At 61.2% G+C, this 13,432-nt stretch carries 15 protein-coding genes; 8 read left to right on the forward strand and 7 right to left on the reverse strand.

Features of this window, described 5'->3' with window-relative positions:
* Positions 1 to 4: 4 nt before the first annotated feature.
* The 3 genes from BJI47_RS15080 to glp are packed head-to-tail and all read right to left on the reverse strand — an operon-like array spanning position 5 to position 2,597.
* Positions 5 to 418: a molybdenum cofactor biosynthesis protein MoaE gene (locus tag BJI47_RS15080; protein ID WP_088944455.1), complete on the reverse strand. Its 414-nt coding sequence runs from the start codon at positions 416 to 418 to the stop codon at positions 5 to 7.
* The gene (moaCB, locus tag BJI47_RS15085; protein ID WP_088944456.1) at positions 415 to 1,413 is read right to left on the reverse strand and encodes a bifunctional molybdenum cofactor biosynthesis protein MoaC/MoaB; all 999 of its coding nucleotides are present in this window, start codon (positions 1,411 to 1,413) and stop codon (positions 415 to 417) included. The genes BJI47_RS15080 and moaCB overlap by 4 nt, the downstream gene beginning before the upstream one ends.
* On the reverse strand, positions 1,410 to 2,597 hold the full coding sequence (glp, locus tag BJI47_RS15090) for a gephyrin-like molybdotransferase Glp (RefSeq protein WP_088944457.1): 1,188 nt from the start codon (positions 2,595 to 2,597) through the stop codon (positions 1,410 to 1,412). The genes moaCB and glp overlap by 4 nt, the downstream gene beginning before the upstream one ends.
* A gap of 174 nt (positions 2,598 to 2,771) precedes the next feature.
* Between glp and moaA the strand changes: the two genes are divergently transcribed.
* Both moaA and BJI47_RS15100 read left to right on the forward strand, forming a co-directional pair.
* Positions 2,772 to 3,842: a GTP 3',8-cyclase MoaA gene (gene moaA, locus BJI47_RS15095; protein ID WP_088944458.1), complete on the forward strand. Its 1,071-nt coding sequence runs from the start codon at positions 2,772 to 2,774 to the stop codon at positions 3,840 to 3,842.
* Positions 3,835 to 4,077, forward strand: a complete 243-nt coding sequence (locus tag BJI47_RS15100) for a MoaD/ThiS family protein (RefSeq protein ID WP_088944459.1) — start codon at positions 3,835 to 3,837, stop codon at positions 4,075 to 4,077. The genes moaA and BJI47_RS15100 overlap by 8 nt, the downstream gene beginning before the upstream one ends.
* A 9-nt stretch (positions 4,078 to 4,086) precedes the next feature.
* Here BJI47_RS15100 and nadE read toward each other — a convergent pair whose 3' ends face one another.
* Complete coding sequence (gene nadE, locus BJI47_RS15105; protein ID WP_088944460.1) at positions 4,087 to 4,932, reverse strand: ammonia-dependent NAD(+) synthetase; 846 nt, start codon at positions 4,930 to 4,932, stop codon at positions 4,087 to 4,089.
* A 36-nt stretch (positions 4,933 to 4,968) separates the two neighbouring features.
* Between nadE and BJI47_RS15110 the strand changes: the two genes are divergently transcribed.
* The gene (locus BJI47_RS15110) at positions 4,969 to 5,733 is read left to right on the forward strand and encodes a fructosamine kinase family protein (RefSeq protein ID WP_088944661.1); all 765 of its coding nucleotides are present in this window, start codon (positions 4,969 to 4,971) and stop codon (positions 5,731 to 5,733) included.
* Here the strand turns inward: BJI47_RS15110 and BJI47_RS15115 are convergent.
* A complete protein-coding gene (locus tag BJI47_RS15115) occupies positions 5,697 to 6,335 on the reverse strand; it encodes a TetR/AcrR family transcriptional regulator (RefSeq protein ID WP_176224875.1) in 639 nt (212 codons plus the stop codon). The two genes, BJI47_RS15110 and BJI47_RS15115, sit on opposite strands and share 37 nt — an antisense overlap.
* Before the next feature lie 94 nt (positions 6,336 to 6,429).
* Here BJI47_RS15115 and BJI47_RS15120 point away from each other — a divergent pair, with 94 nt between their 5' ends.
* From BJI47_RS15120 to nrdF, 5 genes are all read left to right on the forward strand, one after another.
* The gene (locus tag BJI47_RS15120) at positions 6,430 to 6,996 is read left to right on the forward strand and encodes an NAD(P)H-dependent oxidoreductase (RefSeq protein WP_088944462.1); all 567 of its coding nucleotides are present in this window, start codon (positions 6,430 to 6,432) and stop codon (positions 6,994 to 6,996) included.
* A gap of 512 nt (positions 6,997 to 7,508) precedes the next feature.
* Positions 7,509 to 7,742 carry a glutaredoxin-like protein NrdH gene (nrdH, locus tag BJI47_RS15125; RefSeq protein WP_084346927.1) on the forward strand — a complete coding sequence of 78 codons (234 nt, stop codon included), beginning with the start codon at positions 7,509 to 7,511 and terminating at the stop codon, positions 7,740 to 7,742.
* Between the two features lie 74 nt (positions 7,743 to 7,816).
* A complete protein-coding gene (gene nrdI, locus BJI47_RS15130; RefSeq protein WP_088944662.1) occupies positions 7,817 to 8,245 on the forward strand; it encodes a class Ib ribonucleoside-diphosphate reductase assembly flavoprotein NrdI in 429 nt (142 codons plus the stop codon).
* Between the two features lie 53 nt (positions 8,246 to 8,298).
* On the forward strand, positions 8,299 to 10,464 hold the full coding sequence (gene nrdE / locus BJI47_RS15135; protein WP_088944463.1) for a class 1b ribonucleoside-diphosphate reductase subunit alpha: 2,166 nt from the start codon (positions 8,299 to 8,301) through the stop codon (positions 10,462 to 10,464).
* Positions 10,465 to 10,615: 151 nt separating this feature from the next.
* Complete coding sequence (nrdF, locus tag BJI47_RS15140; RefSeq protein ID WP_088944464.1) at positions 10,616 to 11,578, forward strand: class 1b ribonucleoside-diphosphate reductase subunit beta; 963 nt, start codon at positions 10,616 to 10,618, stop codon at positions 11,576 to 11,578.
* A gap of 62 nt (positions 11,579 to 11,640) precedes the next feature.
* Here nrdF and BJI47_RS15145 read toward each other — a convergent pair whose 3' ends face one another.
* Together BJI47_RS15145 and BJI47_RS15150 are read right to left on the reverse strand one after the other, a co-directional pair.
* Positions 11,641 to 12,114: an NUDIX domain-containing protein gene (locus tag BJI47_RS15145; protein ID WP_088944465.1), complete on the reverse strand. Its 474-nt coding sequence runs from the start codon at positions 12,112 to 12,114 to the stop codon at positions 11,641 to 11,643.
* 1 nt (position 12,115) lies between these two features.
* Complete coding sequence (locus BJI47_RS15150; protein WP_254900615.1) at positions 12,116 to 13,171, reverse strand: ABC transporter substrate-binding protein; 1,056 nt, start codon at positions 13,169 to 13,171, stop codon at positions 12,116 to 12,118.
* Between the last annotated feature and the right edge of the window lie 261 nt (positions 13,172 to 13,432).

The following is a 13,432-nucleotide window of genomic DNA, read 5'->3' on the forward strand; positions in this document are numbered from 1 at the left end:
TCAGTCAGAGGCCGACCCATTCCGAAGTACCCGTGGCGAAATGCTGACGCTTCCAGATGGGAACTTCGGACTTGATGCGTTCGACGAGCGTGGCGCACGTCGCGAAGGCTTCCGCGCGATGTGGTGACGCGACCGCGGCGACGAGCGCGACATCGCCGACAACCAGGTCCCCGACGCGATGTACTGCCGCGACGGGCAACCCTGATTGCGCCGCCACTTCGGCGCAACACGCGCGGAGAAATTTCTCTGCGTCAGGATGCGCCTGATATTCGAGTGCGGAAACCGCTTGACCGCCATCGTGATTGCGCACCACGCCGCTGAAGAGCACGACCGCGCCGTGCTCCGGCCCGGCGACTGCGGCCTCGACGATATCGATATCGATCCGATCCTTCGAGATCTCTGCCAGAGGCTCGTTCACGGCAATTCGCCTTCCTGTGTTTCGGCGTGCAGACCGTTACCGGCAACCTGCGCGAGCAGGTGGTCGAGGATCGGCCCGAGGACCGAAAGTCCGTCCTTGACCCCCCCGGGTGACCCAGGCAAATTCACGATGACGGTCGTTCCGGCAAGCCCGGTCAGTCCACGACTCAAGGTCGCATGAGGAGTGACGGTGGTTCCCTTGGCCCGAATCGCGTCGGCGATCCCGGGGAGTTCGCAATCGAGAACTGCTCGTGTCGCCTCGGGGGTGGCATCGGTCGGTGACACGCCTGTACCCCCGGTGGTGATCACCAGTGATGGCGCACCGGTCAATGCGTCGTCCAGGCCGGATGCGATATCGGCGTCGGCAAATACCAACGGCCCGCGAACAGTGAACTCGCGCTCGCGCAGCCACCGCGCTATCACCGGTCCGGTGGTGTCCTCGCGGGTTCCTCGCGCACCACCGGTCGACGCTACGAGTACCACAGCCGATCTCGTTCCAGCGCAAGATGATTCGCGGTCCTCCTCAGCGCTTCGGGACCATCGCCCACGTTTTCCGCCCTCTTTGCTCAGCAGACGGACGTTGTTCATGGTTGCGGACGGGTCCACGGCCTTGACCATGTCGTGCAGGGTGAGACCAGCGACGGCGACGGCCGTCAGCGCCTCCATTTCCACTCCCGTCGGGCCGGTGGTCTTCGCCGTTGCCTCGACAGTGATCGTCGTATCGGTGAATCCGAAGCGCACATCGACCGAAGACAGTGCCAGCTGATGGCACAGCGGTATCAGCTCCGAGGTCTTCTTGGCCCCGGAGATACCCGCGATTCGAGCCGTGGCCAACACATCTGCCTTCGGCATTCCATCGGCCCGGACGAGGGACACAACCTCGGCAGTGGTGGCCAGTTCGCCTGCAGCGACTGCTATTCGGGTGGTGTCGGACTTGTGTGACACGTCGACCATGCGGGCGCGGCCCTCGGAATCGACATGGGAAAAACTTGTCATAACGGCACCACTGTCACTTCGGACCCCGCGGTCATCTCGGTCACTTCGACTGGCACGTCCACCAACACATCTGCCCATGCCATCGCGGCAACGAGGTGCGAACCTGCTCCGGCTATCAATGTCACGGTCTCTCCCTCCAGCTTTCCTCGCAGAAACTGCCGCTTGCCCGCGACTGAGGTGACGTCTGCTGCCAACTTCGCCACCCGGGTCGGCACCGGCGGTAAGCCTGCTGCGTCACGAAGCACGTCGCGTGCGAAGACCAGGAACGAGACGACGGTGCTCACCGGATTACCCGGAAAGTTCAACACGGGAACGCCGTCGACGACGGCCGTACCTTGAGGGCCGCCTGGCTGCATCCGTACCGGCCCGAATTGCCCGCCCAGCGGGAGCAACACATCCTTCACGACCTCGAAATCGCCCATGGATACGCCGCCGGAGGTGATGATGAGCTCGGATTCGGCGGCAGCAGCGGTGACGATGCGAGCAAAGTCTGTGGGCTCGTCCGAACTGCGGTGTACGCCCGTGACTTCGGCGCCGTTACTACGAAGATGAGAGGCCAGTGCGATGCCGTTGGAATCGAAAATTTGGCCGAGCCGAAGCGAGGAGCCTGCCTCGACGAGTTCGGCGCCGGTGGTGATCACGGCTACCCGAGGTCTGCTGCGAACCTGCGTGTGCGACAAGCCGACTGCGGCGAGGACTGCGATGTGACGAGGTTCCAGAAGCTGGCCTGCTCGGATAAGAATAGAACCAGCGATGACGTCGCTGCCCTGCTCGCGAATGTAGTCACCGGGTTGCCTGGACACCTCGATCGTGACGGAATGCTCGTCATTTGCAGTCGTGTGTTCGACGGGTACGACAGTGTCCGCACCATCCGGGACAGGTGAGCCAGTCATGATCTTGACGCTGGTGCCGGGTTGCACTGCACTCGGCCCCGTCGCTCCCGCGGCCACAGTGCCCGCAACTTCGAGGGTCACCGGGACGGTGGTGATGGCCGAGGAGTGGACTGCGTATCCGTCCATCTGCGAATTTCTGAACAGTGGAAGGTCGACCGGCGAAGCGACGTCCGCGTAGGCGACACGGCCCAGTGCATCGCTCAGCAGGACCGACTCCGCGGTGCGTGTTTTCAAGGGATCGAGTAGGCGTCGAACGTGAGCGGCATGGTCTTCGACAGAGGCCGCGGTCATGCTCCGCTCGCCTTCGGGGCCGACGTGGCGCGGGTCTTCATAGATTCGATCCTAGGCGTGCGTGTTTTCGAAATCGGGGGCGGCCGAGGCCCCCCGTTCTGTGAGGAACGGCATACTGGACCACGTAGCGTTGTCGGAGCGAGTATTCGCTCTTGTTTCTCGAGGAGGGTGCACATGACCGTCAGCAGTGTCGTCGGACTCGGTATCCCCTCGATAAAGAGCCCTGGGGTGTTCTCGGTGGACGACCGGCCCGATATACCGGTTCTGATAGACCGGTTCGGCCGGGTGGCGCGCGATCTGCGAGTGTCCATCACCGAAAAATGTTCGCTCCGTTGTACTTATTGCATGCCTGAAGAAGGTCTGCCTGTCATTCCGGCCGAGGACCTTCTCACTGCCGAGGAGATCGCGCGTGTTGTGTCCCTCGCCGTCCATCGGCTCGGTGTCGAGGAGGTGCGCTTCACCGGTGGTGAACCGCTGATGCGGGCCGATCTGACCGAAATTCTCGCCCGATGCGCACAGCAAGTGCCTGGCGTGCCCCTCGCGATGACCACGAACGCCATCGGTTTGGAGCATCGGGCCAAGAGTCTCGTCGAGGCTGGGCTGAGCCGAGTCAACGTCTCGCTCGACTCCATCGACCGCGCGCATTTCGCCGAACTCACCCGACGCGATCGTTTGCCGTCCGTGATGGCGGGAATCCGGGCAGCGAAGCGAGCCGGATTGAACCCTGTCAAAGTGAACGCCGTTCTCATGCCGGAGACGCTGCACGGTGCAGGCGACCTGCTCGAGTGGTGCCTGAACGAAGGCGTGGCCCTTCGATTCATCGAGCAGATGCCGCTCGACGCCGATCACGAATGGGCCCGTTCCAACATGCTCGACGCGCAGCAACTGCTCGATGTGCTCGTCACCCGTTTCGACCTGACCGAGGTCGGTCGCGAGGATCCGTCGGCGCCGGCCGAGGAGTGGGCAGTCGACGGAACCGACGCCACCGTGGGCATCATCGCGTCCGTCACCAGGTCGTTCTGCTCCGACTGCGATCGAACTCGGCTCACCGCCGAAGGAACAGTGCGGTCGTGTTTGTTCAGCGACGAGGAAACCGACCTGCGGGCCGCCATGCGCGGGGGCGCCACCGACGACGAACTCGCTGCACTGTGGCGGGGCGCAATGTGGAACAAATGGGCAGGACACGGAATCGACGCCGAAGGTTTCGTTCCACCGACGAGAAGTATGGGAGCAATAGGTGGTTGAGGTTCGTTACTTCGCCGGTGCGGCGGACGCGTCGGGATGTGCCGCCGAGACTTTCGATCTGCCCGGGGGCAGCGATCTCGCGGCGTTGAAAGCTGCGGTAGCTCACAGACACGGCGGAAAGGTGGCGGATGTTCTGCGCGTGTCTGCGTTTCTGATCGGCGACGATCTCACGCGCGATCCCACCGCGACGTTCGGCGACCGAGTCGACATCCTGCCACCGTTCGCGGGCGGCTAGCCCGAAGGCTCAGTTCTCGGTGGTCCACCAATCGTCGAACGGTGTGACGGGAACCGCGCGCTTGTGCCTGGAGTTCAAGAACATCCTTTCCAGTTTCTCGGCAACCTCCTCGGTCACGTCCTTGCCTTCGAGGTAGTCGTCGATCTGCGCGTACGTCACACCCAGGGCCTCCTCGTCGGGGAGTGCTGGACGATCGTCCTCCAAGTCCGCAGTGGGCACCTTCTTCCACGTGCTCTCCGGCGCATCGAGTTCTCGCAGCAGCTCGGCCCCCTGACGCTTCGTCAGTCCGGTAAGAGGTGTGATGTCCACTCCGCCGTCACCGAATTTGGTGAAGAATCCGGTGATCGCCTCGGCTGCATGATCAGTGCCGACCACGACGTAGCCGAGTTCGCCGGCGAGCGCGTACTGCGCCACCATGCGCTCACGGGCCTTGATGTTGCCGCGCACGAAGTCGCGAACCGCGTCGTTGCCCAGGGCGTCCGCCACCGAGGCAGCCGCTGCGTCGGCCGATGCTTTGATATCGACAGTCACGGTCCGGTCGGGATCGATGAACGACAGCGCGATGGATGCATCGTCTTCGTCGGCCTGCACGCCGTAGGGGAGACGCACGGCAAGAAATCGGGCTTCGGCGCCTTCGCTGCGAAGTTCGGTGACCGCGCGTTGAACCAGCTTGCCGGCCAAGGTGCTGTCCTGACCGCCGCTGATGCCGAGCACGAACCCCGTGGCAGGTGTCGAACGGAGGTAGCTCTTGAGAAAGTCGACGCGTCGGGTGATCTCGGAGGCGGGGTCGATGGTCGACTGGACCGCGAGTTCACGTTGGATTCGAGTGCGCAATTCCGAACGGATGAGAGACATCACGCCATCTTAGGTGTGCTCCGTACACTGCAGGTGATGACAGCGAAGACCTTTTCGAAGTCCGATCGCAGTGCCCACCCCGACTTCTTTGCAGCCGAGGCCGCCGGGCTTGCATGGTTACGAGCGGGCGGCGGCACCACCGTCGATGTGCTGGACGTCGGACCGACACATATCGAACTGGCCCGACTGGATCCCGGTTCGCCGACGCAGGCCGCGGCCCGCGCGTTCGGGGCCGGTCTTGCCACCGTTCACAGTAGTGGAGCTCGTGGGTTCGGTTGTCCTCCAGACGGTTTCGATGGCCAACTATCTATCGGGGCAAGGCCCATGTCGAGCGTCGAGCACTCGGCGTGGGGTTCGTTCTATGTCGAGGAAAGGGTTCTCCCGTTCCTGCGGGTAGCGCTCGAGGTGGGAAACGTGACGCCGAGTCAGGCTGCTGATATCGAGCGTGCGTGTGAGCGGGTTCGTGCGGGCTGTGTCGACGACGGCGAGTCACCGAGCCGCATTCACGGAGATCTGTGGACCGGAAACGTCGTCTGGACCGATTCCGGCGCGGTGATGATCGATCCGGCAGCGCACGGCGGTCACCGTGAAACCGATCTGGCAATGCTGGAACTGTTCGGTTGTCCATTTCTGGCGGACATCGTCGACGGCTATCAGTCGGTGTTTCCACTGCGCGAGGGCTGGGAGACGCGTATTGCGTTGCATCAGTTGCATCCCTTGGCCGTCCATGCAGCAGGACACGGACCGGCGTACGGCGCGGCACTTCACCGCACTGCGGTGGCGGTGGAACTGCTCTCCTGACGGGTTGCTCGCCGGACCAGGTCTTCCCAGCCGTCGGCGAGCCGTTGCTTCGACATGCCGAGGTCGCGGAATTGGTGCAGTACCAGCGTTGCTTCGAGCGGTGTCAGGAGTCCGTAAGCGAGGAGTTCGAGATCGCCCTCCACGCGGGCTGCTCGGAGGAGGGTCAGCACGTGCGTGTAGTTGACCTTGTGTGCAGGAGCCGAATATCGAAGTTCCGGTGAGTTTTCGGCCGCGCGCATGACCTCTCCTTGTACCTCGACGAGGTTCAAGCGTGCGCGCCCGAACGCGACCAATCTGTCGATCGGGTCCGCCCCCGGGCCCAGCGGTGGGGGGCCGAAAAGGAAGCCGTGCTGCAATTCCTTCTCGGTATGGTCCACCAGCGCTTGCATGAGCCCGGATCGGCTGCCGAATCGGCGGAAGACTGTGCCCTTGCCCACACCGGCTCGGGCGGCCAGTGCGTCCATCGTGACAGCGTCCGCCCCGACTGTGGAGACCATTTCTGTGGCCGCGTCCAGTAAGAGGCGTCGATTACGTGCAGCATCGCAGCGCTCGGTTTCCTCGCCTGCAATGGGGAGCATGAAGTCGGCCACAAGCGAAACCATACCTGTTCCTGGAATAGAAATGGACCGCAGTCCGCTTAGGGTGGTAAGAATCTACCTGCACCAGTCGCAGCTTCAACTTTCGAAGGATTTTTTCATGTCGCAAGCACACGTCCTCGTTCTCGTCGGCAGTCTCCGCGTCGACTCGGTGAACAAGCAGATTGCCGAGACCGCCGCCGCGCTCGTACCGGAGGGAGCCGACGCGCTCGTGTACGAAGGACTTGCAGATGTGTCGTTCTACAACGAGGACCTCGACGTCGCGGGCAAGGTGCCTGCGGCTGCGCTGAGTCTGCGTGCAGCCGCCGAGAATGCCACCGCGTTTCTCCTTGTCACCCCTGAATACAACGGCACCATTCCTGCGGTCTTGAAGAACGCCATCGATTGGCTGTCGCGTCCGTATGGGGTGAGCGCAGTGCAGGGAAAGCCGGTTGCCGTCATCTCCGCCTCGCCGAGCGGTAACGGGGCCAAGTGGGCTCATGACGACACGCGTAAGTCGGTCGGCATTGCAGGCGGAAAGGTTCTCGAGGACGTCGTGCTCACTATCGGCGGCACCATCGACAAGTTCGGGTCCGCGCATCCTCGTGAAAACGTAGAGGTGTCGGCACAGATTTCCGCTGTGGTGGCCGAGTTGGTCAAGGCATCGCACGAGCTCGTCGACGCCTGATTCGAAGCGCGCCGCTCCTGAATGAACTGCTCCGTCGAGGCGTCGTTGCAGAGCCCCCGAATTTGTGTTCGGGGGCCCTCTGCTGCCTACAGGTCGCAAACTTCACCCTCCGCGCGCCGCGTGTCGACTTGCGGTTGCGCGGGCTGCTCATTTCTGGCTGCGAGGCGTACGCGCACCGCAACAATGTGTGATGCACGACACGCCGAGTCGACCTCGACTTTTGGTCCATCTCGAGAGCGTGACCAGCGAATGTCATGGATGTTGTTCGCAACATCTCGTGTTCTAGCTATAAGTCGGACACTAGGTGTAGTGTCTGAACAACCGAGAGGCCACAACGCTCCCCGCCGAGAAAACCGGTACGGAGCCCGTGAAATCCCGCTCGGAACTGCTCGAATCCGGGTTCATATCCGGAATCGACACACAGTCGAAAAAGAAGTTCGAAAAGCTATTCCGCAGTGCATTACGAGCATCTCGGTGAACTCCGCGATGCTGGACAGTGAGAAGGGAACCCTATGAGCGTCACCGTCTACACCAAGCCCGCTTGCGTTCAGTGCAATGCCACCTACCGCGCCCTCGACAAGGAGGGTATCGAGTACTCGATCATCGATATTTCACAGGACACCGAGGCCCGCGACTACATCATGGCGCTCGGCTACCTGCAGGCGCCGGTCGTCGTTGCCGGCGACACTCATTGGTCGGGATTTCGCCCCGATCGCATCAAGTCGCTCACCGCAAGCGTTGCTTGAACAGAAGACGGAGATGAGCAGGTGTGACGTTCACCGGTCTCGATTCGGCTCGGCTTCCTGCCTCGACGCACCCACTGGTGTACTTCTCCAGTGCGTCGGAGAATACGCATAGATTCGTCACCAAGTTGGATCTTTCGTCGAGTCGGATACCGATTCACCGGCCGGAAGAATTTCGGGTGGATCAGCCGTACGTTCTGATCGTCCCGACGTACGGCGGTGGCACCACATTTGCCGGCCGTGACACCAATTACGTTCCCAAGCAAGTGATCAAGTTTCTCAATGACAAGCACAACCGGTCCTTGATCAGAGCGGTCATCGCAGCTGGTAACACCAACTTCGGTGATTCGTTCTGTTTTGCGGGCGATGTCATTTCGCAGAAGTGCGCTGTTCCGTACCTTTATCGCTTCGAGCTGATGGGAACCCCCGAAGACGTGGTTCGTGTTCGGGACGGTCTCGGCGATTTCTGGGAGCGGGAGTCGCGACGAGCGGCGCACATCTATTGACATCACTACGAGTTCAGCAGTACAAGACGCACGAAGAAAGTGGAGCATCCGCCGTGGCACCGACAATCACCGATACAGCACCCGCCCAGACAACCGTCCGAGCGGATGGTGATCTCGACTATCACGCGCTGAATGCGATGCTGAATCTGTATGGCCCCAATGGGGAGATTCAGTTCGAGAAGGACCGCGAGGCGGCCAACCAATACTTCCTGCAGCACGTCAATCAGAACACCGTGTTCTTTCACGACCTGGATGAGAAGCTGGACTACTTGGTCGAGGAAAACTATTACGAGGCAGAGGTTCTCGACCAGTACTCCCGTGAGTTCGTCAAGTTCCTGATCAACCACGCCTACTCGAAGAAGTTCCGCTTCCCGACGTTTTTGGGTGCATTCAAGTACTACACCTCGTACACGCTGAAGACATTCGACGGCAAGCGCTACCTGGAGCGGTTCGAAGATCGCGTCTGCATGGTTGCCCTGACTCTCGGTGCAGGTGACGAAGCCCTTGCCACCGATCTGGTCGACGAAATCATCGCAGGCCGTTTCCAGCCCGCGACTCCTACCTTTCTCAACTCCGGTAAGAAGCAGCGCGGCGAGCCGGTTTCGTGCTTCCTGCTGCGCATCGAAGACAACATGGAATCGATCGGTCGATCGATCAACTCGGCACTGCAGCTGTCCAAGCGCGGCGGTGGAGTTGCGTTGCTGCTCAGTAATATTCGCGAAGCCGGCGCGCCGATCAAGCGAATCGAAAATCAGTCCTCGGGTGTCATTCCGATCATGAAGCTGCTCGAGGACTCCTTCTCCTACGCGAACCAGCTCGGTGCGCGTCAGGGTGCAGGCGCTGTGTACTTGCACGCGCACCATCCCGATGTCTACAAGTTCCTCGATACCAAGCGCGAGAACGCGGACGAGAAGATTCGTATCAAGACGCTCTCACTCGGAATTGTCATCCCGGACATCACGTTCGAGTTGGCGAAGAAGAACGAAGACATGTATCTCTTCTCGCCGTACGACGTCGAGCGGATCTACGGGGTGCCTTTCGCGGACATCAACGTCAGCGAAACGTACTACGAGATGGTCGACGACAAGCGGATCCGCAAGACGAAGATCAAGGCACGCGAGTTCTTCCAGACGCTCGCCGAGTTGCAGTTCGAATCCGGGTACCCGTACATCATGTTCGAGGACACCGTGAATCGGGCCAACCCGGTGAAGGGCAAGATCACTCACTCGAACCTGTGCTCGGAAATTCTGCAGGTCTCGACCCCGTCGACGTTCAACGACGATCTGTCGTACAGCCACGTCGGCAAAGACATTTCCTGCAACCTCGGCTCGCTGAACATCGCCAAGACAATGGATTCGCCCGATTTCGGCAAAACCATCGCAGTGGCAATCCGCGGGCTCACGGCCGTGTCCGATCAGACTCACATCTTCTCGGTTCCGTCGATCGAGCAGGGGAACAACGACTCTCACGCTATTGGTCTCGGCCAGATGAACCTGCATGGATATTTGGCGCGCGAACGGATTCACTACGGATCCACCGAGGGCATCGACTTCACGAACATCTACTTCTACACCGTGGTATTTCATGCCATCCAGGCGTCGAACCAACTCTCGATCGCACGCGGTGAATACTTCAAGGGTTTCCCGGACTCCAAGTACGCATCGGGTGAATTCTTCGACAAGTACACCGACGAGGTCTGGGAGCCTGCCACGTCCCGCGTCGCCGCATTGTTCGCCGATGCCGGAGTGCACATTCCGACGCAGGCCGACTGGTCCGCACTGAAGGCGTCGGTGCAAGAACACGGCATCTACAACCAGAACCTGCAGGCAGTACCGCCGACGGGGTCGATTTCCTACATCAACAACTCGACCTCCTCGATCCACCCGGTTGCCTCGAAGATCGAGATCCGCAAGGAAGGCAAGATCGGTCGCGTCTATTACCCGGCGCCGTACCTGAACAACGACAACCTGGAGTTCTACCAGGACGCGTACGAGATCGGGTACGAGAAGATCATCGACACCTACGCTGCGGCAACGCAACACGTCGATCAGGGCTTGTCGTTGACGCTGTTCTTCAAGGACACCGCCTCGACCCGCGACATCAACAGGGCGCAGATCTACGCATGGCGTAAGGGGATCAAGACGCTGTACTACATCCGCCTACGTCAGTTGGCGTTGGAAGGCACCGAGGTGGAGGGTTGCGTTTCCTGCATGCTGTAGAGCTTTCGTCGTCGTAGTTCCCGTGCGTGGCTGCGAGTCCGCACAGGAACTACGACACACATCTTGTGTCGAGGATTACCTCCCACCACAACGGGTAGTGTCCAGGCAAGCCAACGTTCGGCAGTGTTCCACCGGTAGTAAAGGAAGCATCGTGAAGCTCATCGATCGTGTCTCGGCCATCAACTGGAATCGCGTCCAGGATGACAAGGACTCGGAGGTGTGGGAGCGCCTGACCAGTAATTTCTGGCTGCCAGAGAAGGTGCCGGTGTCGAACGACATCCCTTCGTGGGAGACGTTGAATGCAGTCGAGAAGCAGTTGACGATGCGGGTGTTCACCGGACTCACGCTGCTGGACACGATCCAGGGGACAGTCGGAGCGGTCAGCCTCATTCCCGACGCGATCACCCCGCACGAAGAGGCTGTCTACACGAACATCGCGTTCATGGAGTCGGTACATGCGAAGAGCTACAGCTCTATCTTCTCCACACTGAGCTCCACGCGAGATATCGACGACGCGTTCCGGTGGTCCGAGGAGAACGTCAACCTGCAGCGTAAAGCCGAGATCGTCTTGAAGTTCTATCACGGCGACGATCCACTCAAGCGGAAGGTCGCGTCGACCCTGCTCGAGTCTTTCTTGTTCTACTCGGGCTTCTACCTGCCGATGTACTGGTCTTCACGAGCCAAGCTCACCAACACCGCCGACCTGATCCGGTTGATCATCCGTGACGAAGCTGTGCACGGCTACTACATCGGATACAAGTATCAGCGGGGTCTGGAGAAGGTCACCGAAGCCGAGCGCGAAGAGCTCAAGAACTACACGTTCGAGCTGCTGTTCGAACTGTACGACAACGAGGTCGAGTACACCCAGGATCTCTACGACGAGATCGGGCTCACCGAGGACGTCAAGAAGTTCCTGCGATACAACGCGAACAAGGCACTGAACAACCTGGGATACGAAGGGCTGTTCCCGAAGGACGAAACCGACGTGAACCCAGCCATCTTGTCGGCGCTGTCACCTAACGCCGATGAGAATCACGACTTCTTCTCGGGCTCGGGCTCGTCGTATGTCATCGGTAAGGCCGTCAACACCGAAGACGACGACTGGGACTTCTGACCCAGGGACGGTGTGGTGTGTTCGGCAACCGGCCGGTAGCCGAACACACCCGGAACCGGTGATCAACCACGAAACCAGGTCTCGACCGAGTCGTCGAGTGCTTTGTCGATCCGCAAACGTGAAGTCTCCGAGAGGGTTTCCGGTAGCGCGTCGGACTCGAACCATTCCACTGCCAAGTTTTCGTCATCGGCGACGTGCGCTTCGCCTCCAGTGCGGCGGACCAGGAACGTGAGGTCGAGGTACTGCGCCTGGTCGCCGTTCGGGTAAGTGATCGGCCCTGTGACGTCGACGCTCGTCAACCGAATCAGATCTGCATCGATCCCGGTCTCCTCGGTGATCTCGCGCAGTGCCGCGGGTCCAGGTTCCTCGCCGGGTTCGAGAATGCCCGACACCACTGCCCAGAGACCGTTGTCGCGTCGCCTCGTGAGGAGTATCCGGTCGTCGTCGTCCAGGACGACTGCGCTGACGCCGGAAAGCCAGAGCGGGGCCGTACCCACTTGCCGCCTCAGCGAGAGGACGAACTCGGGTACCGGCACCTCAGGACGCGTATGCGTTGAGAGAGTTCCGCACGTCCGCGAGAATTGCCCGCGCGGCGACGATGCCGCTCCCGGACCACACTGTGTCGTCGACGGCGAACACGCGGCCGTCCTTCACCGATCCGAGCTCCAGCCACGGATCACTGCGCAGGACCTCGGTTCCGAACGATTCACCCTCGTCACCCTCGAATCGCACGTAGACGATGTCGCCTTCGGCCGCGCGCAGATCGTCGGGGACAACGGTGACTTCGCCATCGCGCTGCGCAGGCGGGCGCTGAACGCCGATCTCCGCGAGTACCTGGCCGGCGAAGGACGCCGTGGAATCGGTGACGATGGAATCGGGAAGGAAACGCACGAGGGAGGCTTGGGTCTGGACGGCGTCGATGTCGCGGCCGGCCTGCTGAGCGTCGGCACTGAATCGAGCGAGTTCGTCGAATCCGGTCCGACCACGTCCGAGGGCAGCAGCCGATTGCAGGAACGTTCCCTTCCAACCATCATCGGAGCTCGTGAAGACGGTGGGTGCGATATCGCTGAGGGACGCGTAGGTATCCCGGCCCAGTGAATCGGATCCGATGATGAGGTCGGGGGCGAGAACGGCGACCGCGTCGATGTCCGGAGCGCCGAGAGTTCCGACGCTCGGAACTCTCGCTATGCCCGGTCCCAGATACAGCTCTTGGTCACCGTCGCCACGGAAGTCGGGGTCGAGCGTCGACGCGCCGACGACTCGTTCCCAAACGCCTACCGCGCAGGTGGCGTCGAGCGAAGCTGCGTCGAGCACCACTATGCGCATGGGGTCGGCTGGAACGTTGCTTACTCCTTCGCTGTGGCCGACCGGTCGTACCGATCCTTCTATGCCGGTCGGATCGAGCGGAGCAGGCTCGGAGCACAGGCCGGCAGTCTTGCGGTCGTTGCCGACCACACCCGCTCCGGCGATATTGGACGTGCTCCGGACGATGGTCGACGCGTCGTCCGAGGATGAGGGGGGAGTGGAGCACCCGGCCGTGAACAGAGCGACACCGATGGCCAGAATCAGCCCGGCACGCGAAGTCGAAGTCACGGTCGACAGGCTTGAGGTAGTGGACAACTCGTGCGTTCCTAACGGGAGTGGGATGCAATCACACCATATCGGTCCGTAGCCGTCGGCCCCTTCACATGGTGGTGTGAGGGTGGATTGGTTTCGTTGTTCGGAGGTTCGTACAATCGAATACGACACACGGTAGGACCGGTTCGGCGCTGCTCTGTGGGACGGTCTACGATTTGTGGAGCGCAAGACACCAGGACGTCGCCTCGTGGTTCGAGGTACGACGCGCATTCAGGA

It is taken from the genome of Rhodococcus sp. 1168, assembly GCF_002091955.1.
GTDB lineage: Bacteria > Actinomycetota > Actinomycetes > Mycobacteriales > Mycobacteriaceae > Rhodococcoides.

Coding starts and splice junctions, on each gene's coding strand:
- nrdH (WP_084346927.1), top strand. CDS start 7,509: ATGAGCGTCACCGTCTACACCAAGCCCGCTTGCGTTCAGTGCAATGCC.
- BJI47_RS15120 (WP_088944462.1), top strand. CDS start 6,430: ATGTCGCAAGCACACGTCCTCGTTCTCGTCGGCAGTCTCCGCGTCGAC.
- moaCB (WP_088944456.1), bottom strand. CDS start 1,413: ATGACAAGTTTTTCCCATGTCGATTCCGAGGGCCGCGCCCGCATGGTC.
- nadE (WP_088944460.1), bottom strand. CDS start 4,932: ATGTCTCTCATCCGTTCGGAATTGCGCACTCGAATCCAACGTGAACTC.
- BJI47_RS15115 (WP_176224875.1), bottom strand. CDS start 6,335: ATGGTTTCGCTTGTGGCCGACTTCATGCTCCCCATTGCAGGCGAGGAA.
- glp (WP_088944457.1), bottom strand. CDS start 2,597: ATGACCGCGGCCTCTGTCGAAGACCATGCCGCTCACGTTCGACGCCTA.
- BJI47_RS15110 (WP_088944661.1), top strand. CDS start 4,969: ATGACAGCGAAGACCTTTTCGAAGTCCGATCGCAGTGCCCACCCCGAC.
- moaA (WP_088944458.1), top strand. CDS start 2,772: ATGACCGTCAGCAGTGTCGTCGGACTCGGTATCCCCTCGATAAAGAGC.